The organism is Lelliottia sp. SL45 (assembly GCF_026672535.1).
Classification (GTDB): domain Bacteria; phylum Pseudomonadota; class Gammaproteobacteria; order Enterobacterales; family Enterobacteriaceae; genus Enterobacter; species Enterobacter nimipressuralis.
Genome location: NZ_JAPPRH010000003.1, coordinates 1,590,260 through 1,614,980 on the forward strand (window position 1 = coordinate 1,590,260; position 24,721 = coordinate 1,614,980).

The following is a 24,721-nucleotide window of genomic DNA, read 5'->3' on the forward strand; positions in this document are numbered from 1 at the left end:
GTGCCCGGCGTTTAACAACATAACTTGCGGTAACCTTAGTGGTGCAGCATCTCCTCCACCACCTGCTTTTTAAACATCTCATTCGGATAATAGGTCGGCCAGTTATCCATCTCTTTCAGCAGCGCCTCATGGGAGGTATTGCCCATAAAGAGATGGAAATGCGCCGAGGCACGCGGGCCGATAGTGTGGTCGCTGAACTGCACAAATTTTGGTGCTTTAGAGCTGGCGTCTTTACACTCAAACAGGTAACGCACGCCCTTCTTGCCTGACGCGTAGGTCAGGATCTTGAACCCGCTGTAGTCATAATGACAACTCGCCACCGTTTTGCCGGTGTGAAACTCCATCACGTTATTTTCAATGCCGATGGTGTCTACGTCCGTGGCGTATCCTTTGCGGTAGTAGGCTTTCACCTCGTCAAAGGATTTGCTTCCCTCTTTTTCCGCTTTCTTTTTGAAAACCGGATCCAGTGAACCGTCAACCAGGAAAGGATAAACGGACTGCCAGGTACCGTCCCAGTCGGAGAGCGTGCGGTCTTTAACGTCTTTATCCTCGAATACCCCGTTCGCCGCTTGTTGTTCCGCTTCGGTCATCTGGTGACCGTGCGAGTGGGCAAACAGATGGCCGCTGACCAGCAGCGCCCCCAGAGTCATTGCAAATTTTCCAATATGTGCTGCCAAAACGCGATCCTCACTCCATGTTATGAGAATGCGAATGTTATAATATAACATTTCAAAAAACAATAACCCTCAGATCGCCACTAAGCCGCGAACGCCCTCCTGCTCCATGTTCTCACCGCGCCCGCGCTGAATGATGCTTCCGCGCGACATCAGCAGGTAGTTATCCGCCAGTTCCGCGGCAAAATCATAGAACTGCTCCACCAGTAAAATCGCCATATCGCCCCGGCTGGCGAGCTGGCGGATCACCACGCCAATCTCTTTAATCACTGACGGCTGAATGCCTTCTGTTGGCTCATCGAGGATCAGCAGCTGCGGACGGCTTGCCAGCGCGCGGCCAATTGCCAGCTGCTGCTGTTGCCCGCCAGAGAGATCGCCCCCGCGACGGTGCTTCATCTCTTTGAGCACCGGAAACAGCTGCCAGATATCCTCCGGGACGCTTTTTGCCTCTCGTGCGGAAAAACGCGACATCCCCAGCAACAGGTTTTCCTCCACCGTCAGACGCGGAAAAATCTCACGCCCCTGCGGCACGTACGCCACGCCAGACTGAACGCGATGGTGCGGCCTGGCGTGAGTGATGGTTTTGCCCTGCCAGACAATCTCCCCGCTGCGCGCCGGAATCAGCCCCATCAGGCATTTGAGTAAGGTCGTTTTTCCCACGCCGTTGCGCCCGAGCAAACAGGTGACCTCCCCGCCAGGTGCATCAAAACTCACGCCGCGTAAAATGTGGCTGCCGCCGTAATATTGATTCAGTTCGTTTACCTGTAGCATGACGGCTCCTTTAGCGTCCCAGATAGACTTCAATCACCTGCTCGTTGGCCTGCACCTCGCGCAGCGAGCCTTCCGCCAGCACTCGCCCCTGATGCAGAACGGTGACGTGATCGGCGATGGTTTCAACAAAGCCCATGTCGTGCTCGACCACCATCAGGGAGTGCTTTCCGGCAAGCGTGCGAAACAGCTCTGCCGAATATTCGGTTTCTGCATCCGTCATCCCGGCGGCAGGCTCATCGAGCAGCAGCAAATGCGGCTCCTGCACCAGCAGCATGCCGATTTCCAGAAACTGCTTTTGCCCGTGAGAGAGCATCCCGGCGCGCCGGTCGCGCTCCGCGCTCAGGCGCAGCAGCGTTAACATCTCGTGGATACGGTCGCTCTGTTCTGACGTCAAACGCGCACGCAGACTGGCCCACACGGATTTATCGCCCTTCATCGCCAGCTCCAGGTTTTCCCACACCGTCAGGGCTTCGAACACGGTCGGTTTCTGGAATTTGCGCCCGATCCCCTGGCGTGCAATCGCCGCCGGATCGAGACCCGTTAAATCTATCGACTGATCGTAAATCGCCCGCCCGCTTTGTGGCCGCGTTTTGCCTGTAATCACGTCCATCAGCGTGGTTTTCCCCGCGCCGTTCGGCCCAATGACGCAACGCAATTCACCCACGCCAATGTTAAGCGACAGATCCGTCAGCGCCTGAAAACCGTCGAAATTGACGTTAATCGACTCCAGCTGGAGCACCGGGTCGGTCTGATCGCGAAAGCGGTCGCCGGGCAACTGCCGGGTAAAGAGTCCTTCGGCTGGTTGCATTATTTCTCTCCCTTACGAAAAAGCCCGTAGACGCCGCGCGGTAAAAAGAGCGTGACGGCGATAAAAATTCCGCCGAGAAACAGCTGCCAGTATTCCGGCATCGCCACGGTGAAATAGCTTTTCGCACCGTTGACCAGCGCCGCGCCAATCACCGGGCCGACCAGCGTTCCTCGCCCACCAAGAGCCACCCAAATCGCGGCTTCAATGGAGTTAGTTGGCGACATTTCGCCGGGATTGATAATACCCACCTGTGGGACGTACAGCGCCCCGGCAAGCCCACACAGCACCGCCGAAAGCGTCCAGACCAGCAGTTTAAAACCACGCGGATCGTAGCCGCAAAACGTCAGGCGGTTTTCCGCATCGCGCACCGCCGTCAGGATGCGGCCAAATTTGCTCTTCGCCAGCGCAAAACCGATGGCAAGCGAGGCCACCAGCAGGACAACGGTCGCCAGAAACAGGGCGATACGCGTGGTGGTTGCCGTCACCGAAAAGCCCAGCAGCGTGGTAAACCCGGTAAAGCCGTTGTTGCCACCAAAGCCGGTTTCATTGCGAAAGAACAGCAGCATGCCCGCGTAGGTCAGCGCCTGGGTCATGATCGAAAAATAGACCCCTTTGATTTTTGAGCGAAAGGCAAACCAGCCGAAGATCAGCGCCAGCAGGCCGGGGATCATCACCACCAGCAGCATCGCCCAGGCAAAATGCTGTGTGCCCCACCAGAACCACGGCAGTTCGCTCCAGGAGAGAAACGACATAAACGCCGGGAGGCTTTCGCCCGAGGCCTGACGCATCAGGTACATCCCCATCGCATACCCGCCGAGAGCAAAGAAAATACCGTGCCCCAGAGACAGCATTCCGGCATAACCCCAGACCAGGTCGAGGGCGACGGCAACGATCGCATAGCAGAGGATCTTCCCGACGAGCGTCAGCATCCAGGTGGAAACTGACAGCGGATGGCTGGCCGGCAGCAGCGCCAGAAACGGCAGGACCAGCAAAATGGCAAGTATCAGGCTGCCAAAAAGCGGGATAAAGCGTGGCGCTTTTCGCGCCAGGGTTAACGTCAGCGGCTGGCTCATCAGTCTGTCACCCTCCCTTTAAGTGCAAACAACCCCTGAGGACGTTTCTGAATAAACAGAATGATCGCCACCAGAATCAGGATTTTGCCGAGCACGGCACCCATTTGCGGTTCAAGAATTTTGTTGAAGATCCCGAGGCCAAATGCTGCCGCCACGCTGCCTGCCAGCTGGCCGACACCGCCCAGCACCACCACGAGGAACGAATCGATGATGTAACCCTGCCCGAGTTCCGGCCCGACGTTACCGAGCTGCGACAGCGCCACGCCTCCCAATCCCGCGATCCCCGATCCCAGACCAAACGCCAGCATATCGACGCGCCCGGTCGGCACGCCGCAGCAGGCGGCCATACTGCGGTTTTGCGTCACCGCCCTCACGTTTAGCCCCAGGCGGGTTTTGTTGAGGATAAGCCAAGTGAAGAACAGGACCAGCAGCACAAATCCCAGCACCACCAGACGGTTCCACGGCAGGATCAGATTGGCAAAAACCTGCACGCCCCCCGACAGCCACGCCGGGTTAGCCACTTCCAGGTTCTGCGCGCCAAAGGTCATGCGCACAATCTGGATAATCATCAGGCTGATACCCCAGGTCGCGAGCAGCGTTTCCAGCGGTCGACCGTAGAGATGGCGAATAATCGTGCGCTCCAGCGCCATACCGATCCCGGCAGTCACCAGGAAGGCCACCGGCAGCGCCACCACCGGGTAAAAAGCCAGCCACTGGGGCATAAACTGCGCCATCATTTGCTGAACCATCCACGTGCAGTAGGCGCCCAGCATCAGCATTTCGCCGTGCGCCATATTGATCACCCCCAGCAAGCCGTAGGTGATCGCAAGTCCCAGCGCCGCCAGCAGCAGTACGGACCCCAGCGACAGCCCCATAAAGGCCTGCCCCAGCAGATCGCTTATCAGCAGACGATGCTGGATTTTGCTCAGGCTGTTTTCCGCCGCCTCGCGCACGCGGGCGTCGGGTTCCGTTTGGGGCTGGGTATAAGGCAACAGACGGGTCTGGGTTTCCGGATCGGCTGAATGCCCCAGCAGCTCAACCGCCTGCAAACGCACCTCCGCCTGTGGGCTGACCAGCTGGAGATTTGCCAGCGCCACTTCCAGCGCCTGATGCACGCTGTCATCCTTCTCGACGAGCAGACGTTGCTGCAACATGTTCAGCATGTCCGGCGTGGCATCGCGCTGCAACTGAAGCGCGGCACGCGCTCTTTGCGTGACGTTGTCACTGGCGAGCAGGTGCGTGGACAGCGCCGTCGAGGCCAACACCCGCAGGCGGTTGGTCAGACGGACCGCTTTCGGCTCACCCGCCACCGTCGACGCTTCCCCCAGCGCGACCATCTCGCCATTGACACGGGCAAAAGCGTGCTTCTGCCCGTCAGCAAACAGGTTCTCTTTCTGCAGGGCCTGCAACAGTGGCAGGCGTTTGACATCCGGCGCGACGGCCCAGTGTTCCAGCAGTGCGGTTTGCTGGCTGCGGCTTGCGGCGACAAAGTTGTCCGCATCCGACGCCTGCGCCATCCCTGGCAGCAGACCGGCAAGCCAGACTATTGCGACGAACATTCGCATTACGCTCATGGCTTTTCTCCGTGCGATTAGGCTTAGTTACTGGCGGTTTTCATCGGCTGATCGGGCTTTTTATCATTGCCCTGAATGAACGGACTCCACGGCTGAGCGCGGACGGTTTTATCGGTCTGCCAGACGACGTTGAACTGGCCATCACCTTCGATTTCGCCAATCATTACCGGCTTATGCAGATGGTGGTTGGTTTCATCCATGGTCAGCGTAAAGCCTGACGGCGCTTTGAAGGATTGTCCGGCCATGGCGGCACGCACTTTGTCCACGTCGGTGGTTCCGGCTTTTTCCACCGCCTGCGCCCACATATGAATGCCCACGTAGGTGGCTTCCATCGGATCGTTAGTGACTACCGTATCGGCGTTCGGCAGTTTGTGCGCTTTGGCGTAGGCTTTATACGCGGCGACGAACGTCTGGTTGGTCGGGTTATCGACAGACTCGAAGTAGTTCCAGGCGGCGAGGTTACCCACCAGCGGTTTAGCGTCGATGCCGCGCAGCTCCTCTTCACCCACGGAGAACGCCACCACCGGCACATCCGTCGCTTTCACGCCCTGGTTTGCCAGTTCTTTATAGAATGGAACGTTGGAGTCGCCGTTGATGGTGGAGACCACCGCCGTTTTGCCGCCAGCGGAGAATTTCTTGATATTGGCGACGATAGTCTGGTAATCGCTGTGACCAAACGGGGTGTAGACCTCTTCAATGTCTTTATCCTGAACCCCTTTGGAATGCAGGAAAGCGCGCAGGATTTTATTGGTGGTGCGTGGGTAAACGTAGTCGGTCCCCAGCAGGAAGAAGCGTTTGGCACTCCCGCCATCCTCACCCATCAGATACTCGACAGCAGGAATGGCCTGCTGGTTGGGTGCCGCACCGGTATAAAACACGTTTGGCGACATCTCTTCGCCCTCATACTGCACCGGATAGAACAGCAGCCCGTTCAGCTCCTCGAAGACCGGTAATACCGATTTGCGCGACACAGAAGTCCAGCAGCCAAAGACCGCAGCGACTTTATCCTGGCTTAACAGCTGACGCGCTTTTTCCGCAAACAGCGGCCAGTTCGAGGCCGGGTCTACCACCACCGGTTCGAGCTTTTTACCCAGCACGCCGCCTTTGGCGTTGATTTCATCAATGGTCATCAGCGCCACGTCTTTCAACGGCGTCTCTGAGATCGCCATCGTGCCGGAGAGCGAGTGCATGATCCCGATTTTAATCGTATCGGCAGCCTGCACGCCGAAACTCATCCCCATTGCGACCACGGAAGCAGACAGTGCGAAAGCTTTGATTAAGGTACGACGGTGCATATTTTCACTCCTGAAAAACAAGCTGTGCGAAAACGTCCGGTACTATCTGGACGCAGAATCAAACGTGTCATTTTCAGGAGAGCAAAAAGGATGCCAGGATGGAAAATCGCGGAATTTCAGGGGGGTAAAAGTAGTAAACGGCGGGAAACGACTCAGAATGGCACAGCGCTGCATTAATAAAGTGCAACGCTGTGCCCGAAGCATTACCAGACTTCGTCAGCGATCTGCGTCACCAGACGCACTTTGTCCCACTGCTGGGTTTCCGTCAGGGTGTTGCCCTCTTCCGTGGAGGCAAAACCGCACTGCGGGCTGAGGCAAATCTGCTCTTTTGCCACGTATTGCGCCGCCTCTTCCAGGCGCGCTTTTACCCCTTCCGGGTTTTCCAGTTCGCCATTTTTGGTGGTGATCAGGCCCAGCACCACCTGCTGCTTGCCGGGACGAACAAAGCGTAACGGCGCGAAATCACCGCTGCGGTCGTTGTCATATTCGAGGAAGAACGCGTCCACGTTGACCGAACCAAACAGCACTTCGGCCACCGGCTCATAACCGCCTTCGGAGATCCAGGTGGAGCGGAAATTGCCGCGACAGACATGCAGACCGATGGTCAGATCGTCTGGTTTGCCTTCCAGCGCTTTGTTCAGCACGCGGGCATAGGTACGGGCCAGCTGATCCGCATCGTCCCCGCGCGCTTTGATCTGGCGGCGCTGATCGTCAGAACAGAGATAGGCCCAGACCGTGTCGTCCAGCTGCAGATACCGGCAGCCCGCTTCATAAAATGCATGGATCGCATCACGCCAGGTGGTCGCCAGATCGTCGAAATAGGCGTCCAGTTCCGGGTAAACCGTCGCGTCGATATCTTTACGCCCGCCACGGAAATGCAGCACGCTCGGGCTTGGAATGGTCATTTTCGGCTGGGCGTTGCCGCTGATGCTTTTCAGATAGCGGAAATCTTCCAGCATCGGATGGTCGCCAAAGCCCAGTTTGCCGGTAACGCGCACGCCGTGGGCCTTGGTCTGCACGCCGTTAAACTGGATACCCTGGTTTGAATCGTAGCGTTCCACGCCCTGTAAACCGTCGAAGAAATCAAAGTGCCACCAGGCGCGACGAAACTCACCGTCCGTCACCACGTGCAGGCCGCAGGCGCACTGCTGCTCTACCACCTGACGGATGGCGTCGTTTTCAACGGCACGCAGCTGACCGGCGTCAATCTCACCGCTGGCGAATTTCACTCGCGCCTCTTTAATCGCATCGGGACGTAAAAAACTGCCTACCACATCGGCACGGTACGGGGCGTGTTGTCGTTGCATGATTCTCTCCTTTGCTGCCAGCATTTGATTGCCAACAGTGATAATTCAGTAATTGAACTTTTAGACTTCTGGATGGCTATATGTCCAAAAAGATGTCATAACCCCTGCGTTGCAGCAAACGAGAAAATTTCATGGCAGATGAATTTTTTTCATCTTCAGGTCAATCATCCGTGGCAAAGGCGAAGTTTTCATCTTCCCAGCCAGTGATGCCGCCGATCATGATTTTGACCGGCAAGCTGAGGCGGGAAAGCTTCAGCGCCGCCCGATCTGCGCCGTTGCAGTGCGGTCCGGCGCAGTACACCACAAACAGGGTATCCTGCGGCCACTGCGCCATGGTTTCGGCGTTCATCGCCGACCAGGGCAAATGGATCGCCCCCGGCAGATGACGGCGGGCAAATTGCTCCGGGCGGCCCACGACGTGCAGCAATACAAAATCCTGCTGATGATGGGCTATGGCGTGGTGCACGTCGGCGCAGTCCGTTTCCACGCTCAGACGGCGCAGAAAATGGGCGACAGACTCTTGTGGGTCGGCGGCGGGAAACTCAGTGACATAACTCATGGTACTTTCTCCTGTATGGCGTTTGTGTTAACAGTACGTTATCCAAAAATTGAGTCAGTGAATGCCTGCGGTTATGCCAGAAAACAGCAAAATGATGACAAACTTACGACAGGTCCCGCGCCCGCGGGTGGTTGCCCTGGCGTACGACGGTCTGTGTACTTTCGAGTTTGGCGTGGCGGTCGAGATTTTCGGCCTCCCGCGCCCGGAAATGGGCGATGACTGGTATCGGTTTAGCGTGGCTTCCGTGGAGCAAGGCGAGCTGCGGGCAACGGGCGGGATCAGAATGGTGGCAGACGGTGATTTAACACTTCTGGAACAGGCCGACCTGATTATCGTTCCCGGTTGGCGCGGTGTGGAGGAAAACGTTCCGCCCGCACTGTGCGAGGCGCTTCGCCGTGCCCTCGCGCGCGGCTGCCATCTGCTCTCAATCTGTTCCGGCGTGTTCGTGCTGGCCGCTGCAGGCGTGCTTGACGGGCGAAAAGCCACCACGCACTGGCGCTATACAGAGACACTGAAAACGCGCTTTCCGGCAATTGAGGTGATTGAAGATGTGCTTTATCAGGACGAAGGGACAATTCTCACCTCGGCGGGCAGCGCCGCCGGAATCGATTTGTGCCTGCACGTCGTCCGGCGTGATTATGGCATGGACGCCGCGAACCGCGTGGCGCACCGTCTGGTGATTCAGCCACATCGCGATGGCGCACAAACGCAGCAGGTGAGCCGTCCGGTCGCGGTATTGCGGGAGAGCCAGCGATTCGGGCAGCTGTTTGATTTTCTGCATCAGCAGCTGACGGTGAACCACAGCGTGAGTTCCCTGGCGCGTCGTGTGGGAATGAGTGAGCGGACCTTTCTGCGCCGGTTTGCGAATGCCACGGGAACCACGCCCGCGCGCTGGCTACTGAACGAACGGCTGCTGCGGGCAAAGGAGTTTCTGGAAAATAGCCGCTTAAGTATCGACAGCATCGCAGAACAAACCGGGTTCGGCCATTCCGCTACCCTGCGCCACCATTTTCGCCAGCAGTATGATCTTTCGCCTGCGCAATACCGAAAACAGTATTTAGCCCGCCAGTGTCATGCCGATATTCGCTGAATTTAACGCAAAAAAAACCGCCATAATCTGGCGGTAAATGCTTGCATGGATAGATTTGTATTTTGGTATCTACGTCCGGTATTCCATAACCGGTAGCGGATCGCATAATAAACTACCATTCATTTCATAAACGAATATTAAACAAACGCCATCCGGCATTATCACGACTGGACATTATTCGCTGCTGTACTAATTTGCAGATATTTCATCAGCCCCTGACTGGCGCTTTGAATGGCGTTATCGTTAACCGCTTCAAGGTAAAATGCGCGTGATACGGCATAGGGCGCCTCTTCAGCAGGATAGACGTCATATTCGAAGTTTTTGCTTTTCGCCACGTTGTGGCACTCAAGATGCCACTGCTGGCCCTTCACCTGCGTGCTGTTGCAGGATACGCGGCCATAGTCACTGGTGAGATAAGAGCTGACTCGGGTTTCAGCGGCTTGCAGATAATCGGGTTTATCGTGGAAGTGCGCGTAACCCATATAGGCAGCGCCAACAATTGCGACAGCAATACCGATGGCGGAAAGAGAGGATGCTTTTGTCATTTGATCGACCTGGTCCATAGTCAAAAGCTTATTATATCGGAATCCTCCTAATCTTCTAGCACCTATTATTTGCAGGTTCTTCAACACGCTGAAATTCCCTTAAAAATGCTGGGTCCATTATTGGACTTGATACAAATTTGACGCTAAAAAACTGACAAATTCTTTTCGTTAGTTTGAATATCCGAATAATAACCCGACGCAACTATTGGCATAGTAGCCGCAAATATTACGCGGTGGTGATGAAATGGTTAAAACGTGTTTATCAATCGTACTGCTGACCTGCGCGTTGTTTTCGGGTCAGTTAATGGCGGGGCATAAAGGGCATGAATACCTGTTGGTACAGAATGCCGACCATCAGTTGCGTCATAGCGCGGACAGCGACGAACTGCGGTATGTGGCGGAGGAGTCTGCGGAGGGTTTGCGCGAGCACCATCACTGGCTAAAATCGCGCAAACCGGAGACCCATTTTCGCTGATTAAACCCCTTTACGCTTTGGCAGGGTTTTCATCAGATCTTCCGGGCTGACAGATGCCACCACGCTACCCGGCTGTGGCATCTTGAAGATGTGATTTTTCATCTTACCAATGACGTGCATTTCACACGGACGGCAGTCAAATTTCAGCGTTAACACTTCGTCACCGTTCACCAGCTGCATCGGCGTTGCTTTCCAGCTTTTGATGCTGCCTTTAGCCTGTTTCGGACACAGGTTAAAGGCGAAGCGCAGGCAGTGTTTAGTGATCATCACCGGCACATCGCCCTTCTCTTCATGCGCTTCATAGGCCGCGTCGATCAGCTGCACGCCATAGCGATGGTAGAACGCCCGCGCTTTGTGGTTGTAGACGTTAGCAAGGAAAGACAGGTGGGTGTCCGGATAGACCGGCGCAGGCACGGAAACTGCTTTACGGCTGCCGCGCGGATAGTTTGCCAGACGCGCGTCATCCAGCATCTCTGCCGTTTCGCGACGGAACGCGTTCAACAGGCTGTTCGGGACAAACAGCGCGGAGGGCAGGTTCACCTGAATATCCCGCGCGTAGTAGATTGTCTGCCCGAGCTTCGCCACGCCCTCTTTCAGGCTGTTCAGCGCTTTTTCGGCGTTATTCGCCTCTTCAAACTGACCGTCCAGTGTATGGGTCACGCTCACGCCATCTTCGCTGGTCATGGTCAGGATCAGCTGCTCTTCCCAGCCGCCCAGTTCGATATCCACGGCGATGCGACGTTCGCTGGAGGTTTTCAGCAACGCCTGCTGCCAGTTGTGGTCCAGGTTGCGATTGAGCGCCGCATTCGGACGCGCTTTATAGAGATCGGCAGGCATTTCATTTGGCCAGACGCGATACTGATTTTCGCCGGTTTTCTCTACCGTATTAGCGCGGAAACCGACAATTTCACGTTTGATCATCACATTCAGACCGTCGCCGTTGGCGAGCGTCTCGGTCACTTTCACGTCGAGATGGTCTTTCGCGACTTTTAGCACTTCTCCCACCGGCAGACCGATAAATTTCGGTGAATCGAACGCGCCGATATCGCCTTTTCGCGCATTCACGAAGTAGTCCGTGCTGCCACGGTGGAAGGTTTTATCCGTCGACGGAATAAAGAAATGCTCGGTACGCCCGGCAGACGCGCGCGCCAGATCGCCGCGATCGTCAATGATGGCATCCAGCATCTGGCGGTAGTGCGCGGTGATGTTTTTCACGTAGCTCATGTCTTTGTAGCGCCCTTCAATCTTGAAGGAGCGCACGCCTGCGTCGATCAGCGCCGCCAGGTTGGCGGTCTGGTCGTTGTCTTTCATCGACAGGAGATGTTTTTCGAACGCCACCACGCGCCCCTGATCGTCTTTCAGGGTGTACGGCAGACGGCACGCCTGAGAGCAGTCGCCGCGGTTCGCGCTGCGCCCGGTCTGCGCGTGGGAAATGTTGCACTGGCCGGAATAGGCCACGCACAGCGCGCCGTGGATAAAGAATTCAATGGTGGCGTCGGTGGCCTGGTGGATATCGCGGATCTGGTTCAGATTCAGCTCGCGCGCCAGCACGATCTGGGTAAAACCGACGTCAGAGAGAAACTTCGCTTTTTCGACAGTGCGGATATCGCATTGGGTGCTGGCATGCAATTCAATCGGCGGTATGTCCAGCTCGAGCACACCCATGTCCTGCACGATCAGGGCATCAACGCCGGTCTGGTACAGATCGGTAATCAGACGCTGGGCAGGCTCAAGTTCATCATCATGAAGAATGGTGTTCAGGGTCACGAACACTTTGGCACCGAAACGGTGGGCAAACGGCACCAGCTCGGCGATATCGCGCAGGCTGTTGCTGGCATTATGGCGAGCGCCAAAGCCCGGGCCGCCAATATAGACCGCGTCCGCACCGTGCAGGATCGCCTCACGCGCGATGGAGGCGTCACGGGCCGGGCTTAAGAGTTCAAGATGATGGGATTGCAGGCGCATACTTCGTCGTTATCCGTTATGGTCAAAATGGCGGCTATTGTAGTCAGAAGTCTACGACAGCGAAACCGTTTTGCGTACCTTTAACGGGGATAATGTATCAACGAATGAAAGTGCACGGTCTGCCCGCTGCTGTTGCGGTAGGCATGGGGTTTATCGCCCGCAAAACGCACGCCGGAATCAGGCAAAATCGTGCACCAGACGCCGTCGAGACACATCTCCAGTTCCCCACTGATCACCACCACATGTTCAATCACACCCGCTTCGTGCGGCGTCGATTCACTGATTGCGCCCGGCGCCAGAGTAATCGAAAAGTGGTCAAACTTTAGTGTCTCGTCCCACGGGAAAAGCGGCTTGACCACCATCGCCTGCTGCTGCGGGTCAAAGACGGGCTGCGGGTGCGTTTCCAGTGTAATAAAGGCGGAGAAAGGGACGTTCAGGCCGGTGGCGATTTTCCACAGGGTCGAGACCGTCGGGCTGGACTCGTTACGCTCGATTTGCCCGAGCATCGCTTTCGACACGCCTGTCTCGTCCGCCAGCTTCGACAGACTCCAGCCACGCGCCTGACGCTCGTTTTTCAGCGTTGACGCCAGATGTTGAGTGATATTCATAGATCCTCCCGTTGCCGGGAGTGTACCACTTGTACGCTATAGCGCACAGTGCTACATTCCCACGGACGCTATAACGCACAACGGAGTCTTTATGCGCCCTTCCTCCTCACTTTTTCCTGCGGTGCTGGCCGGTTTCGTCGCCGTGCTGGTGGGCTACGCCAGCTCTGCCGCCATCATCTGGCAGGCTGCGGCCGCAGCGGGCGCCACGCCCCAACAGATTGCAGGCTGGATGACCGCGCTCGGTATTGGGATGGGGGTAAGCACGCTCGCTCTCTCCCTGTGGTACAAATCGCCGGTGCTTACCGCCTGGTCCACGCCTGGCGCGGCGCTGCTGGCGACCAGCCTGCAGGGCGTCACCCTTGCCGAAACCATCGGCATTTTTATCTTCGCTAACGCGCTAATTCTGCTGTGCGGCGTGACGGGTCTGTTCGCCCGGCTGATGAAAATTATCCCACATACTCTTGCGGCGGCGATGCTCGCCGGTGTGCTGCTGCGCTTTGGCCTGCAGGCGTTCAGTCATCTTGAGGGCCATTTTCTGCTGTGTGGAAGCATGCTGCTGGCATGGCTTGTCGCAAAAGCCTTCGCGCCGCGCTATGCCATTGTCGCTACACTGCTGGTCGGAAGTGTGGCAGCCTGGGTGGGAGGTGACGTTGTCACGGATAATCATGCTTTTCGCGTGGTGCTTCCGGAATTTATCGCGCCGAAGTTTACCTTCACCACGCTCGTCAGCATCGGCCTGCCTTTCTTTCTCGTGACCATGGCGTCGCAAAACGCGCCGGGTTTCGCCACTATGAAAGCCTCCGGATATCCGGTCGCGGTTTCGCCGCTGATCATTTTCACCGGCGCACTGGCCCTGCTGTTCTCGCCGTTTGGCGTCTTTTCCATCTGCATCGCGGCAATCACCGCCGCCATTTGTCAAAGCCCGGACGCGCACCCGGACGCCAGCAAGCGCTGGCTGGCCGCGGCGGCTGCAGGCGTGTTTTATCTGCTGGCAGGCATTTTCGGCGGATCGATTACCGCGCTGATGGCGGCGCTGCCGCTCAGCTGGATCCAGACGCTGGCCGGGCTGGCGTTGCTGGGCACCATCAGTGGCAGTCTGTATCAGGCGTTACAGCATGAGGCGGAGCGCGATGCGGCCATCGTCACTTTTCTGGTGACTGCCAGCGGTGTAACACTGCTCGGGATTGGGTCGGCGTTCTGGGGGCTTATCGCGGGTGGGATCTGTTTTGTCGTGTTATCACGCTGTCGCCGCGCGTAGCTGCGAGGGGGTTAATCCGAGGGTCGCTTTAAAGCGATTGCTGAAATGGCTGGCCGAGCTAAACCCGCAGGCCAGCGCGATGTCGGTCAAAGGTTGCTGAGTGAACTGCACCAGATTCTTCGCCTTTTCCATACGCTGCTGCATGACGTACTGATGCGGCGCCATATTCATCGACTGGCGGAACATGCGGGCAAAGTGGTATTCGCTCAACGCCGCTACCGCAGCCAGCTCAGCCAGCGTTAACGCCTGGGAAAGATGGTTATTCACATACTCCAGTACGTTGCGCAGCACGTAGGGCGAGAGGCCGCCAGTGACGACGGGCAGTTTCCACTGCACGCTGGAATAGTTCTGGATCAGGTGGGTCAGCAACAAGGTGCTGGCAGTGCTGAGCGTCAGCTGGTTGGCCTGCTGCTGCCAGTCGCAGCCGAGCAAAAACTGGCGATAAAGCATCGCGATTTTAGGGTCGCTGGCGAAGGTTTTTTCATCCAGCGCGATCGCCGCCGGGCTTTTATCCCAGATCTTCTCACCCAGTTCGCGCAGGTGCTCGTCAGTGCAGTAGAGGTGCACAAAGGATAAATCGTCGCGGATGTCCCAGCTCGACTCGCTCTCTTTTGGCATCAGGCAAAAACGGTCCGGCCCGCCGCCGTTTTTCCAGCCGCTGGCCGTTTTGTGGTAACTCTCGTAGCCGTCCGCCACATACAGGCTCAGGGTATGGTGGTTACTTTTTACCGTCACCGTATCGTGCTTGTTGTACCACGCCGCCAGCTGGATGCCCGAATTGAGGGCGACCGTCTCCCGCAGCACGGCGTTCTGTTGGCGAAGGGTTTCAAAGGTGTCGTAAGCGTGAGACATAACCGTAACTGGCAAGTAAACAGATCGACAGTCTAAGAAGTGTTGCCCCGCGATACCAGTCATGGGGAAACAAAAAAGCGCAAGAATTTGCAAGTGAGCCGCAAGTGGCTGAAAGCGCGCCGGTTCAGTTCCGGTCACACTTCACTTTTACCCTTTGATAAGAGAGAACGATGAACGCACTTCTGTATGGGCTGGTGGTGGTGATCTGGGGGACGACCTGGATTGCGATTTTCCTGCAACAAGGACCGGTTGCCGCGCCGGTGTCCATTTTCTGGCGCTTTGCCGTGGCGAGCGCCGCGATGATGCTGGTCCTGCTGGCGCTGGGGCGTCTGCGTAAACTGGCGGTGCGCGATCATCTGTTCTGTATGGTTCAGGGCTGCTGCGTGTTTTGCTTCAACTTCTGGTGCTTTTACACGGCGGCGAAGTTTATCAATACCGGGCTGGAGTCAGTCATTTTCTCGATGGCGGTGCTGTATAACGCCATTAACAGCTTTATTTTCTTCGGCCAGCGTCCACCGGCGCGCTTCTGGGCCGCCGCGATCCTGGGGCTGCTCGGCATCATCACCCTCTTCTGGGACGATTTGCTGGCCAGCGGCTGGAGTCACGAACTGCTGCTGGGTATCGGCCTGTCAGCGCTTGGAACCTACGGTTTCTCGCTGGGCAATATGATCAGCCTTCGCCATCAGCGTAACGGCCTGGAAACCATGACCACCAACGCCTGGGCGATGACCTACGGTACGCTGGTGATGGGTGCGATTGCGCTGGTTCGCGGCGACAGTTTTGTCCCCGAGTGGACCATGAGCTACATCGGTGCGCTGCTGTATCTGGCGATCTTTGGATCTGTGATTGCCTTTGGCGCGTACTTCACCCTCGTCGGTCGCATCGGTGCAGGCAAAGCGGCCTACAGCACCCTGCTGTTCCCGCTGGTCGCGCTGTCGATTTCTACGGTGTATGAGGGCTACGTCTGGCACATGAACGCGGTGGCGGGATTATTGCTGATACTGACGGGGAACCTGGTGATGTTCACCCGACCGGAAACCTGGTTCAGGCGTCTGCGGATGGCATAAAAAAACCGGCGGTGTGAGGCCGCCGGTTTCAGATTATTTTTTGGTATTGTTCACATCAAACATGGTGGCATCCGTCGCCATGTCATCCACGACCTGTTTCAGCGTCGCCACGGTCATTGGTGAATTTTCGTTACTTAGCTCTTTCCCTTCGCCTTTACGAACCACTTTGATCACCGGTTTACCCGTTGACGCATCGATCAACTCACCTTCAAAGAAGAGATGGGTGTCCATCGTGCGGTGTCCTGTCGCCATTTGCGTACCTGCTACTACCAGCGCAACCGGCACCACTTCATAGAACTGCAGCCCTTCGCTCTTCGAACTCACACCCGTTACCGCACCGCGGAAGATCAGACTACGTGGCCCTGGTGTTGTCACCAGCGGTTTCGTCTGACCAATGGCCGCTTTCATTTTGGTATTGGTGTAGGCCAGCAGATCGTCCAGTAACTTTTGCCCTACCTGCGTGGTGGGTTTAGGCACCGGATAATAGGTGATTGGATTCCACACAATATTATCGTAATTAGACGGTTTGTAGGATGGATCTACCCAGCGCAGCGTCGGTTTTCCCGTTGCTGACGTTGTCTGCTGCAAGCCTGAATAATCTTTCAAAAAGCCCGAATATTGATCGGGTTGCGCCACTTTGGACGCGCAGCCCGCTAAAACCAGAAGGCCAGAGAGCGCTGCAACTTTAAAAAAAGTGTGAGTACGCATGGTTGTGAATCCCTGTTATGTGCAGATATGCATATGAAGTTATAGCAAAAGAATCAGGGGTTTGTTGTGACAAAAAGGGTGCTGGCGGCACAATTCAAAAAACAAACTGCCCGGAATAGTCACGGGCAGTGATTTATGGTTATTTAATATCCACTTGCCAGAAGAGATGTTTACCAAACGGATCGATTTCGTAACCCTTCACCTCTTTTCTCACCGGTTCGAAAATGGTGGAGTGCGCAATCATCACCGCAGGCATTTGATCGTGCATCATCTGCTGCGCCTCTTTGTACAGCGCCACGCGTTTCTCGTGATCGGTTATCGATTTCGCCTCGTTGATGATCTTATCAAACGGCTGATAGCACCATTTCGCCGAGTTCGAGCCGCCGTTGGCGGACGTACAGGTAAACAGCGGGCCGAAGAAGTTATCCGGGTCGCCCGTCGCCGTGGTCCAGCCCATCAGCGCCGCCTGGTGCTCACCGCCCTTCACACGCTTAAGGTATTCGCCCCACTCATAGGTGACGATTTTGGCCTGCACGCCGATTTTCGCCCAGTCAGCCTGAATCATTTCGGCCATCCGCCTGGCGTTCGGGTTATACGGGCGCTGCACCGGCATCGCCCACAGCTCGATACTCACGCCGTTGGCAAATCCCGCCTCTTTCAGCAGCGCTTTGGCCTTATCGGGGCTGTAATCGTAATCCTTCAGCTCGCTGTCGGCGCTCCAGATGCCCGGCGGCAGCAGGTTTTTCGCTGCGGTTCCCGTGCCATGGAACACCGCGTCAATGATCGCCGGTTTGTTGATCGCCATCGCCAGCGCCTGACGCACTTTCACGTTATCCAGCGGCGGCTTTTGGGTGTTAAACGCCAGGAATCCGGTGTTCAGCCCCGCTTTGCTCATCAGGTTGATATCGCTGTTGGCCTTCATGCGCGGCAGATCGGCAGGATTTGGGAACGGCATCACCTGGCATTCGTTTTTCTCGATTTTAGCAAAACGCACGGAGGCGTCCGGTGTGATGCTGAACACCAGTCGGTCGAGTTTTGATTTGCCCTGCCAGTAGTCCGGGAACGCGGTGAAGAGGATGCGCGAATCTTTCTGGTACTGCGTCAGTTTAAACGGCCCGGTGCCTATCGGGTCCATATCCACTTTTTCCGGCGTACCCGCTTTGAGCATCGCGTCGGCGTATTCCGCGGAGAGAATCGAGGCAAAATACCAGGCCAGATCGGCGACAAACGGCGCTTCCGGATGCGCCAGGGTAAAGCGCACGGTGTGGTCGTCCACCTTGTCGATGGCGGTTATCAGGCTGCCGAACTCCAGACTTTCAAAGTTGGAATAGCTGCCGTTGGAGACGTTGTGGTACGGGTGGTTAACGTCTTTCTGCCGCATGAAGGAGAAAATCACATCATCGGCGTTAAAATCGCGCGTCGGTTTATAGAATTTATTGCTCTGGAATTTAACGCCCTTGCGCAGATGGAAGGTGTAGACCTTGCCGTCCTCGCTGACACCCCAGCTTTCGGCCAGGCTTGGCACCAGCTCCGTCGTGCCGGGTTTAAAATCGACCAGTCGGTTATAGACCGGTACGGCACTGGCATCCACGCTGGTGCCAGAGGTGTATAACTGGGGATTAAAATTCTCCGGCGATCCTTCGGAGCAATACACCAGTGTCTTTGCCGCCACGGCGGAACTTACCGTTAATGCAGCAATTGCCAGGGTTAAGGTTGTCAGTTTGCTATTCATCGCATTTTCCTGTCTTTTTAATTCGACGGCTAATTAATTCTTTTGCCATTGCATAAATACCATTAAAGTGACAATGCAAACACCTGATAATACAAATAAAGAGAGAATCACTATGACGAATTCGCTTTCCAGTCAATTAACCCAACGCTTTTATCGCTACCTGGCCATCACCAGCCAGAGCGATCCGAAAAGCGCAACCCTCCCTTCCACACCAGGCCAGCACGAGATGGCGCGGGTGCTGGCAGAAGAGCTGGAATCACTGGGGTTGAGCGACATCGTGATCGACGAATTTGCCACGGTGACCGCCGTCAAAAAAGGCAATGTCAGCGGCGCTCCGCGCATTGGTTTTATTACCCATATTGATACGGTAGACGTGGGATTATCACCGGATATTCATCCGCAAATATTAACTTTTGCAGGAGAAGACCTCTGTCTAAATAAAGAGAAACAGATCTGGTTACGGGTGAATGAGCATCCGGAAATACTGGCTTATCCTGGCGAAGAGATTATTTTCAGCGACGGAACCAGCGTATTAGGCGCAGATAATAAAGCCGCGGTGACGGTGGTAATGACGGTTCTGGAAAACCTGACGGCAGAAGATCAGCACGGCGATATCGTGGTGGCGTTTGTGCCCGATGAAGAGATTGGCTTATGCGGGGCGAAAGCGCTTGATCTAAAACGTTTTGACGTTGATTTTGCCTGGACCATCGACTGCTGCGAAATTGGCGAGATTGTTTACGAGAACTTTAACGCGGCAGCGGCAGAAATCCGCTTTACCGGCGTAACCGCCCACCCCATGTCGGCGAAAGGCGTGCTGGTGAACCCGCTACTGATGGCGATGGACTACATCAGCCACTTCGACCGTCAGCAGACGCCGGAATGCACCGAGGGCCGCGAGGGGTATATCTGGTTTAACGGCATTCAGGCCGGGCAAAACGAGGCGGTACTGAAAGCCAATATCCGTGATTTCGACACAGCGAGTTTTGCCGCGCGCAAACAACAGATCGCTGACGTTGCCGGTAAAATCGCCGCGCAACACCCTACTGCCCGCGTCGAGCATCACATTGAAGACACTTACAGCAATATCAGCAATGCGATTGGGGAAGATCGTCGTGCTATCGACCTGATGTTTGAGGCGATGACGTCGCTCGGCATCACGCCAAAACCGACGCCGATGCGCGGAGGCACCGACGGTGCGGCCCTGTCGGCGAAAGGACTGTTGACCCCGAACTTCTTTACCGGCGCGCATAACTTCCACTCGAAGTTTGAGTTTTTGCCGCTGTCGTCGTTCGAGGCCTCTTACAAAACGGCCCTGCAACTCTGCCTGCTGGCGGCGCGTTAGGCCGGTTTGCGGGCAAGCAGTGTGGCGAAACGCAGTTTGATGCGGTTGCCATTGGCGTCGGTGCGGTGTAATTCACCGACGTCTTCATTATATTTCAGCAGTTCCCAGCCTTCGTAGTAGCGGCTCAGCTCGCCGCTTTTAAAGGCGAACGGGAAACCGACGGTGCACGGATAATCTTCCGTATCCATCGCCGCCACAATCAGGTTGTAACCGCCAGGCACGGTGCAGCGCTGCATGTTCGCAATCAGTCCTGGAATGGTTTTGGCTTCCAGGAACATCATCACCACGGTCGAGAGAATAAAATCGTACTCACCGTCAAAGCTCAGGCTGTTCAGATCCTGCACGGAAGCCTGCAGATTGACGATCCCTTCTTCCGCCTGGATGCGCGCGATGTTATCGATGCTCATCGGGTTTTTATCCCAGGCGGTTACGTCATAACCCTTCGCGGCCAGATACAGACTGTTGCGACCATTGCCGCAGCCCAGATCCAGGGTTTTGCCGGGTTTGACGATCCCGGCGCTGTAAACCACATCCGAGTGAGTACGGGTCAGGCCATATTTTTCCGTAAAATAGTTTTCATCAAAGTGAGTCATCTCTTTTCCTCAGCGTGCATAAGCGTGGCGTTATCTGAACGAACTAAAAGCTTTCCCTGCACCAGTAAAATGAAGGTGCGCACCAGTAAGAGCGCAATGATGCAGTTGGTAAAAATAAACAGCGGTACCGCAATGGCGTGGAAAAAGCCCGATGGACTGCTCTGCCCCAGATGCAGCCCGGTGGTAGCGAGCGCAGAAACGCCGAACGAGAAGCTCCAGAAGGAGGCGTTGAACGGCTGGGAGAGATACCAGGGCATCAGGCGCAGCATAAAGAGCAGCTGCAACAGCCCGTAGCCAAACAGCATTTTGGCGAAGGTATCTGCCTCGCCGCCGTTGACGCTAAACCAGGCGCTGCAGGCCACCAGCGCAGGCGCCAGCTGGATACCCAGAGAGGTGCGCAGCGCCGCCGGTAGCTCGCCAGAACTGCGCAGACGCTGCAATATCACTGGCTCAAGGCTCAACCAGGAGAAAACGCCGGCACCCAAAAATACCAGCCCGGCATCGTGGAAACCGAGCGCGCCGCAGGCCATCGCACTGATGAAATTATTGGCGACCGTCGGGAGATACAGGCCCGGCGTGGTGGCCTCTTCGGGGTGTTTCCCCCGCCACAGACCGGCACTTTGCCAGGCAGCATAGCTCAGCTGCACCACAACGCCGATACCAAACAGCACCAGCGAAACGGGTCGACACCAGGGGACAAACCCTATCGCCACCAGCAGTGTGGTGGCCGGAAACAGACTCACAAAACTGCTCATCAGTGGATGGCGCATCTCCGCAAGAACACTGTGCGGGAAGCGTACGGCGCGGGTAAGCATTGCCAGGGTCAGCAAAAACCAGATGAGGATCGCCACCAGCACCAGAATCTCACCCGGCCAACGGGAAACCGGCCAGATCGTGCTGGCATAGCGCCACGCGAAACCCATACCAATAGTCCCCAATACCATGCCAAAGTAACCGAATGGTAAGTTAAGAACCTGTTGGGATTTGTGCCTATTATGCATTCATTTTAAAGTATAAATTATATTTGAAATGCTAGTTTAAGGGGTTTCAGACGCGGTTGCCAGCACTTCAGAAGGCGTAAAGTTTGCTACGGTTAGTAAAGACCCTTAGCCGAGATCACGAGATGCAAAAATACCGACTCAGCGACGAAACCCGCCTCCACCACTGGCAGAACGGCGAAGCAAAAGCAGACGTAAAGCTCCGGCAAATCATCGCCACACGAGATTTCAGCGATGTGACCGCCGGGACAAAAGGCGGCTGGCTTGAGGATGAAAGCGCCTTGTCCCATGACGGTAACTGCTGGGTTTATGATGAAAACAGCGTAGTTTTCGCACAGGCGCAAATTCGCGATAACGCGCGAATCACCCAGCATTGTATGATCAGCCACGGCGCGAAAATCGCTGATAACAGCTGGGTCGACGGTTCACACATCAGCCATGGCGCACAGTTAAGTGACAACGTCACCGTTCAGTCTTCCGAAGTGCGCGGTATCTGCCATCTTTACGGCAATGCACGGATTCTGCATCAAAGCACGATCATTGCAGCCCTTGGCCTGACGCCGGATCGTGAACAGGTTCTGAAAATTTACGATAACGCCACCGTCAGCCAGTCCAGAATTGTCCATCAGGCGCAGATTTACGGGGAGGCGATGGTCAATTTCGCCTTTATCGAGCATCGGGCCGAAGTGTTCGAGAATGCGCTCATCGAAGGCAACGATCTGAATAACGTTTGGGTCTGCGATTGCGCAAAAGTGTATGGCAATGCCCGGCTGGTTGCCGGACGTGAAGACGATGCGATTCCGACGCTACGCTACAGTTCGCAGGTGGCTGAAAACGCCGTGGTCGAGGGGAACGTGATCATCAAACATCATGTGCTGATCGGCGGCCAGGCCTGGCTGCGCGGTGGCCCGATCCTGATTGATGACAAAGTGGTGATTCAGGGACGGGCGAGAATCAGCGGCGATGTGCTGATCGAGCATCGTATTGAAATCACCGACGATGCGGTGATTGAGGCATTCGGTGGCGATAACATCCATTTACGCGGTGAGAAGGTGATCAACGGAAAACAGCGCATCACCCGCACCCCGCTGCTCGGCGCGCTATAGACGAATGATTTTGGCGTAGCTGTTTACATCCTGGAACTCGCCGTTTAAAAATTCGGCTTCTTTCAGGCAGCCTTCCAGCTCAAAACCATTGCGCACGGCTACGCTGTTGCTTTGCGCATTCGCCACGCGGCATTTGATGACGAAACGGCGGACTTCCCCGCGCTCAGCGTAATAGCGCATAAATGCCTGCAACGCGTTTGACAAAATACCCTGCCCCTGGCTGCCTTTATCCAGCCAATAGCCGATGTAACCCGTCTTATTCGTCGGCTCAATCGAGTTGAATGACAGCACACCTTTCAGGGTCTGATCCTGAAAAATCAGGAACATTTTCGCGTAACCGCGCTGATGCAGCATGTGATTGCTGAGCACATTTTTGCGCGTGTCGTCTTCCGTTCCCACATACTGCGCCCAGTCAAAGGCGGTTTGTAGCCAGCTTTTGTTTTTGACCACCAGATTGTGCAGCTCAGCGGTATAGCGCTCGTCGATGGCCCGCAGTTCGATGCGGTCGGTAACAGGAATGATTTCAGGGGTGTTAGCCGTCATGGGTCCTCACTTTCCCTCTCCCGGTTTGGGAGAGGGAGTTCAGCGTTAGCGCATCACGCGATCGTCAACGTAGTTGCGTTTATCAGGCGCAGGCGGGAAATACTGATACAACCAGGTTTCACTGATCGCATCCCCCTGACAGCGCAGGAACATGCGCATTTCGACCGGATCGGTGGAATCGTCCGTTGGGTACCAGTCAAACAAAATACGGTAGCCGTCGAACGGTTCGACGTAGAGGATTTCGACCTGTTTCGCTTCGCCGTTAGAGAGCGTAATCACCGGCTCGATGCCTTTCGGCGCAGCGGCTTTCAGATCGCCCCCCACGAAGTCGATAGCAAAGCGACGTGCCCAGACTTTCGGGTAGTTTTCGCCTGGTGCCCAGCCTTCCGGGAAGCCGCCCATACCGGTGCGGGTGGCATAGACGTTCGCCAGCGGCGAGCGAACCGGCGGCTGTGCGCTCCAGTAGAGACGGTATTTGAAGTCCAGCTCATCGCCAGCTTTAACCGGTTTTTCCGGCTGCCAGAAGCAGACGACGTTATCCAGCGTTTCGCCGGTGGTAGGGATCTCCATCAGTCCGACGCTGCCTTTGCCCCACTGATTGCGCGGCTCAACCCACAGGCTCGGACGCTTGTTGTACCAGCCCATGATGTCCTGGTAGTGGGAGAAATCGCGATCAAGCTGCAGCAGGCCAAAGCCTTTCGGGTTTTTATCCTGGAAGGCGTTGAACTGCAGTTTTTGCGGGTTGTTCAGCGGACGACAGATCCACTCGCCGTTGCCCCGCCACATCGCCAGACGATCGGAGTCGTGGATTTGCGGATGGATAGTGTCACACATGCGGCGCTCGTTATTCCCGCAGCTGAACATGCTGGTCATTGGGGAAATGCCGAGCTGCTTGATGTCTTTACGGGCATACAGGTGGTTATCCACCTCCATGATCACCTGGCTCTTCTCGCAGTGGATCACGAACTTATAGGCACCGGTGATACTTGGGCTGTCGAGCAGCGCATAGACGGTAAACGTGGTGTCGTTCGGCTTGACGGTTTCAAACCAGAATGAGGTGAAGTCCGGGAACTCTTCCGGCGTATCGGTAAAGGTGTCTATCGCCAGACCGCGTGCAGACAGGCCGTACTGATAGGTATCATCCACGGCACGGAAATAACTCGCGCCCAGGAAGGAGACGATATCGCGACGCGCCAGTTCCGGCGCTTTAAAGGCGCGGAAACCGGCAAAGCCTAAATCGCTCTGCCCCTGCAGCTGTTGGGTGTCGACATCCGTATCGTTGTAGCTAAACAGCTCCGGGCGGAAGTGAATTTCACGCGCCTGGGATGTCGCAGAATCAAGCGAGAACATACGCACACGCCGGCGGAATCCCATTCCCATATGGAAGAACTGCACGTCGAGCTGGCGGTCTTCAATATTGTTCCACAGGGACTGTTTCTCGTCGTATTTGATGGCGTTGTACGCCTGCGGCGTCATGGTCGCCAGCGTATTGGGCAGCGGACGCGGCGCACCGCCCCACGCAGTTTGCGCCAGATCGTGCGCCATGGATTGCAGTACAGAGAAGTCAAAACGACGACTCTGACCGTCGGCAATATCCGATTCCGCGGCAAATGCCGCACGGGAAAACAGCGATGAGAGTCCAGCGGTACCGCTCAGCGCAGCCATTGCCAGCGAGCCTTGTAAAAAACGTCTGCGATTCATGCCTGAGAAAACGTCCTTATGGTCGTGTGAATGAGTTTCGCGGGCAGCGAAACGACGGCAAGAAAGAACGCACAGCC

24 protein-coding genes are annotated in these 24,721 nt (G+C 56.0%); 6 read left to right on the forward strand and 18 right to left on the reverse strand.

The window, feature by feature from the left end:
* Window positions 1-35: 35 nt before the first annotated feature.
* The 8 genes from zinT to OVA10_RS13765 all read right to left on the reverse strand — a co-directional run bounded on the left by zinT (window position 36) and on the right by OVA10_RS13765 (window position 8,061).
* The gene (zinT, locus tag OVA10_RS13730) at window positions 36-677 is read right to left on the reverse strand and encodes a metal-binding protein ZinT (protein WP_268196155.1); all 642 of its coding nucleotides are present in this window, start codon (window positions 675-677) and stop codon (window positions 36-38) included.
* A gap of 69 nt (window positions 678-746) precedes the next feature.
* Window positions 747-1,445, reverse strand: coding sequence for an urea ABC transporter ATP-binding subunit UrtE (gene urtE / locus OVA10_RS13735; protein ID WP_100780189.1), 699 nt, complete (start codon window positions 1,443-1,445; stop codon window positions 747-749).
* Window positions 1,446-1,455: 10 nt separating this feature from the next.
* A complete protein-coding gene (gene urtD / locus OVA10_RS13740) occupies window positions 1,456-2,253 on the reverse strand; it encodes an urea ABC transporter ATP-binding protein UrtD (RefSeq protein ID WP_107703587.1) in 798 nt (265 codons plus the stop codon).
* Entirely contained in the window at window positions 2,253-3,326 is a 1,074-nt protein-coding gene (gene urtC / locus OVA10_RS13745; protein WP_123427957.1) for an urea ABC transporter permease subunit UrtC, read from the reverse strand. Before urtC ends, urtD begins: the two co-directional genes overlap by 1 nt.
* Entirely contained in the window at window positions 3,326-4,900 is a 1,575-nt protein-coding gene (urtB, locus tag OVA10_RS13750; protein ID WP_123427959.1) for an urea ABC transporter permease subunit UrtB, read from the reverse strand. Before urtB ends, urtC begins: the two co-directional genes overlap by 1 nt.
* Before the next feature lie 23 nt (window positions 4,901-4,923).
* The gene (urtA, locus tag OVA10_RS13755) at window positions 4,924-6,195 is read right to left on the reverse strand and encodes an urea ABC transporter substrate-binding protein (RefSeq protein ID WP_100780193.1); all 1,272 of its coding nucleotides are present in this window, start codon (window positions 6,193-6,195) and stop codon (window positions 4,924-4,926) included.
* A 203-nt stretch (window positions 6,196-6,398) separates the two neighbouring features.
* Window positions 6,399-7,502 carry a cobalamin-independent methionine synthase II family protein gene (locus tag OVA10_RS13760; RefSeq protein WP_142503358.1) on the reverse strand — a complete coding sequence of 368 codons (1,104 nt, stop codon included), beginning with the start codon at window positions 7,500-7,502 and terminating at the stop codon, window positions 6,399-6,401.
* Between the two features lie 160 nt (window positions 7,503-7,662).
* Entirely contained in the window at window positions 7,663-8,061 is a 399-nt protein-coding gene (locus tag OVA10_RS13765) for a rhodanese-like domain-containing protein (RefSeq protein ID WP_181827856.1), read from the reverse strand.
* A 73-nt stretch (window positions 8,062-8,134) separates the two neighbouring features.
* Here OVA10_RS13765 and ftrA point away from each other — a divergent pair, with 73 nt between their 5' ends.
* A complete protein-coding gene (ftrA, locus tag OVA10_RS13770) occupies window positions 8,135-9,151 on the forward strand; it encodes a transcriptional regulator FtrA (RefSeq protein ID WP_268196894.1) in 1,017 nt (338 codons plus the stop codon).
* Between the two features lie 161 nt (window positions 9,152-9,312).
* Here the strand turns inward: ftrA and OVA10_RS13775 are convergent, their stop codons facing one another.
* Window positions 9,313-9,696: a hypothetical protein gene (locus OVA10_RS13775; protein WP_123428175.1), complete on the reverse strand. Its 384-nt coding sequence runs from the start codon at window positions 9,694-9,696 to the stop codon at window positions 9,313-9,315.
* Window positions 9,697-9,940: 244 nt separating this feature from the next.
* Between OVA10_RS13775 and OVA10_RS13780 the strand changes: the two genes are divergently transcribed.
* Window positions 9,941-10,171: a DUF2554 family protein gene (locus OVA10_RS13780; RefSeq protein WP_123427967.1), complete on the forward strand. Its 231-nt coding sequence runs from the start codon at window positions 9,941-9,943 to the stop codon at window positions 10,169-10,171.
* On the opposite strand, the gene OVA10_RS13785 is transcribed toward OVA10_RS13780, so the two are convergent.
* The gene (locus OVA10_RS13785; protein ID WP_123427969.1) at window positions 10,172-12,136 is read right to left on the reverse strand and encodes a peptidase U32 family protein; all 1,965 of its coding nucleotides are present in this window, start codon (window positions 12,134-12,136) and stop codon (window positions 10,172-10,174) included.
* An 80-nt stretch (window positions 12,137-12,216) separates the two neighbouring features.
* Entirely contained in the window at window positions 12,217-12,744 is a 528-nt protein-coding gene (locus OVA10_RS13790; protein ID WP_268196156.1) for a helix-turn-helix domain-containing protein, read from the reverse strand.
* A 70-nt stretch (window positions 12,745-12,814) separates the two neighbouring features.
* On the opposite strand from OVA10_RS13790, the gene OVA10_RS13795 reads away from it, so the two are divergent.
* Window positions 12,815-14,002 carry a benzoate/H(+) symporter BenE family transporter gene (locus OVA10_RS13795; protein ID WP_268196895.1) on the forward strand — a complete coding sequence of 396 codons (1,188 nt, stop codon included), beginning with the start codon at window positions 12,815-12,817 and terminating at the stop codon, window positions 14,000-14,002.
* Here OVA10_RS13795 and OVA10_RS13800 read toward each other — a convergent pair.
* Window positions 13,982-14,854 (reverse strand): helix-turn-helix transcriptional regulator, encoded by an 873-nt coding sequence (locus OVA10_RS13800; protein WP_123427976.1) that lies wholly within the window; start codon window positions 14,852-14,854, stop codon window positions 13,982-13,984. The genes OVA10_RS13795 and OVA10_RS13800 overlap by 21 nt on opposite strands.
* Before the next feature lie 170 nt (window positions 14,855-15,024).
* Here OVA10_RS13800 and OVA10_RS13805 point away from each other — a divergent pair, with 170 nt between their 5' ends.
* Window positions 15,025-15,921, forward strand: coding sequence for a DMT family transporter (locus OVA10_RS13805; RefSeq protein WP_107703592.1), 897 nt, complete (start codon window positions 15,025-15,027; stop codon window positions 15,919-15,921).
* A 33-nt stretch (window positions 15,922-15,954) separates the two neighbouring features.
* Here OVA10_RS13805 and OVA10_RS13810 read toward each other — a convergent pair whose 3' ends face one another.
* Both OVA10_RS13810 and OVA10_RS13815 read right to left on the reverse strand, forming a co-directional pair.
* Window positions 15,955-16,629, reverse strand: a complete 675-nt coding sequence (locus OVA10_RS13810; RefSeq protein ID WP_268196157.1) for a DUF3313 domain-containing protein — start codon at window positions 16,627-16,629, stop codon at window positions 15,955-15,957.
* Between the two features lie 139 nt (window positions 16,630-16,768).
* Entirely contained in the window at window positions 16,769-18,361 is a 1,593-nt protein-coding gene (locus OVA10_RS13815; protein ID WP_268196158.1) for an ABC transporter substrate-binding protein, read from the reverse strand.
* A 112-nt stretch (window positions 18,362-18,473) separates the two neighbouring features.
* On the opposite strand from OVA10_RS13815, the gene pepT reads away from it, so the two are divergent.
* Entirely contained in the window at window positions 18,474-19,703 is a 1,230-nt protein-coding gene (pepT, locus tag OVA10_RS13820; RefSeq protein WP_107703595.1) for a peptidase T, read from the forward strand.
* Here pepT and tehB read toward each other — a convergent pair.
* Together tehB and tehA are read right to left on the reverse strand one after the other, a co-directional pair.
* Window positions 19,700-20,296 carry a tellurite resistance methyltransferase TehB gene (tehB, locus tag OVA10_RS13825; protein ID WP_123427984.1) on the reverse strand — a complete coding sequence of 199 codons (597 nt, stop codon included), beginning with the start codon at window positions 20,294-20,296 and terminating at the stop codon, window positions 19,700-19,702. The genes pepT and tehB overlap by 4 nt on opposite strands.
* Window positions 20,293-21,297, reverse strand: coding sequence for a dicarboxylate transporter/tellurite-resistance protein TehA (gene tehA / locus OVA10_RS13830; RefSeq protein ID WP_268196159.1), 1,005 nt, complete (start codon window positions 21,295-21,297; stop codon window positions 20,293-20,295). The genes tehB and tehA overlap by 4 nt, the downstream gene beginning before the upstream one ends.
* Before the next feature lie 122 nt (window positions 21,298-21,419).
* On the opposite strand from tehA, the gene ydcK reads away from it, so the two are divergent.
* Window positions 21,420-22,400, forward strand: a complete 981-nt coding sequence (gene ydcK, locus OVA10_RS13835; RefSeq protein WP_123427988.1) for a YdcK family protein — start codon at window positions 21,420-21,422, stop codon at window positions 22,398-22,400.
* Here the strand turns inward: ydcK and rimL are convergent.
* A complete protein-coding gene (rimL, locus tag OVA10_RS13840) occupies window positions 22,395-22,943 on the reverse strand; it encodes a 50S ribosomal protein L7/L12-serine acetyltransferase (protein ID WP_107703599.1) in 549 nt (182 codons plus the stop codon). The genes ydcK and rimL overlap by 6 nt on opposite strands.
* A gap of 45 nt (window positions 22,944-22,988) precedes the next feature.
* On the reverse strand, window positions 22,989-24,644 hold the full coding sequence (locus OVA10_RS13845) for a glucan biosynthesis protein D (protein WP_102103689.1): 1,656 nt from the start codon (window positions 24,642-24,644) through the stop codon (window positions 22,989-22,991).
* Window positions 24,645-24,721 lie beyond the last annotated feature (77 nt).

Bases quoted from the DNA above. Each gene is read 5' to 3' on its own strand.
- urtE (WP_100780189.1), bottom strand. From the start codon at position 1,445: ATGCTACAGGTAAACGAACTGAATCAATATTACGGCGGCAGCCACATT.
- urtD (WP_107703587.1), bottom strand. From the start codon at position 2,253: ATGCAACCAGCCGAAGGACTCTTTACCCGGCAGTTGCCCGGCGACCGC.
- urtC (WP_123427957.1), bottom strand. From the start codon at position 3,326: ATGAGCCAGCCGCTGACGTTAACCCTGGCGCGAAAAGCGCCACGCTTT.
- urtB (WP_123427959.1), bottom strand. From the start codon at position 4,900: ATGAGCGTAATGCGAATGTTCGTCGCAATAGTCTGGCTTGCCGGTCTG.
- urtA (WP_100780193.1), bottom strand. From the start codon at position 6,195: ATGCACCGTCGTACCTTAATCAAAGCTTTCGCACTGTCTGCTTCCGTG.
- OVA10_RS13760 (WP_142503358.1), bottom strand. From the start codon at position 7,502: ATGCAACGACAACACGCCCCGTACCGTGCCGATGTGGTAGGCAGTTTT.
- OVA10_RS13765 (WP_181827856.1), bottom strand. From the start codon at position 8,061: ATGAGTTATGTCACTGAGTTTCCCGCCGCCGACCCACAAGAGTCTGTC.
- ftrA (WP_268196894.1), top strand. From the start codon at position 8,135: ATGCCAGAAAACAGCAAAATGATGACAAACTTACGACAGGTCCCGCGC.
- OVA10_RS13775 (WP_123428175.1), bottom strand. From the start codon at position 9,696: ATGACAAAAGCATCCTCTCTTTCCGCCATCGGTATTGCTGTCGCAATT.
- OVA10_RS13780 (WP_123427967.1), top strand. From the start codon at position 9,941: ATGGTTAAAACGTGTTTATCAATCGTACTGCTGACCTGCGCGTTGTTT.
- OVA10_RS13785 (WP_123427969.1), bottom strand. From the start codon at position 12,136: ATGCGCCTGCAATCCCATCATCTTGAACTCTTAAGCCCGGCCCGTGAC.
- OVA10_RS13790 (WP_268196156.1), bottom strand. From the start codon at position 12,744: ATGAATATCACTCAACATCTGGCGTCAACGCTGAAAAACGAGCGTCAG.
- OVA10_RS13800 (WP_123427976.1), bottom strand. From the start codon at position 14,854: ATGTCTCACGCTTACGACACCTTTGAAACCCTTCGCCAACAGAACGCC.
- OVA10_RS13805 (WP_107703592.1), top strand. From the start codon at position 15,025: ATGAACGCACTTCTGTATGGGCTGGTGGTGGTGATCTGGGGGACGACC.
- OVA10_RS13810 (WP_268196157.1), bottom strand. From the start codon at position 16,629: ATGCGTACTCACACTTTTTTTAAAGTTGCAGCGCTCTCTGGCCTTCTG.
- OVA10_RS13815 (WP_268196158.1), bottom strand. From the start codon at position 18,361: ATGAATAGCAAACTGACAACCTTAACCCTGGCAATTGCTGCATTAACG.
- pepT (WP_107703595.1), top strand. From the start codon at position 18,474: ATGACGAATTCGCTTTCCAGTCAATTAACCCAACGCTTTTATCGCTAC.
- tehB (WP_123427984.1), bottom strand. From the start codon at position 20,296: ATGACTCACTTTGATGAAAACTATTTTACGGAAAAATATGGCCTGACC.
- tehA (WP_268196159.1), bottom strand. From the start codon at position 21,297: ATGCATAATAGGCACAAATCCCAACAGGTTCTTAACTTACCATTCGGT.
- ydcK (WP_123427988.1), top strand. From the start codon at position 21,420: ATGCAAAAATACCGACTCAGCGACGAAACCCGCCTCCACCACTGGCAG.
- rimL (WP_107703599.1), bottom strand. From the start codon at position 22,943: ATGACGGCTAACACCCCTGAAATCATTCCTGTTACCGACCGCATCGAA.
- OVA10_RS13845 (WP_102103689.1), bottom strand. From the start codon at position 24,644: ATGAATCGCAGACGTTTTTTACAAGGCTCGCTGGCAATGGCTGCGCTG.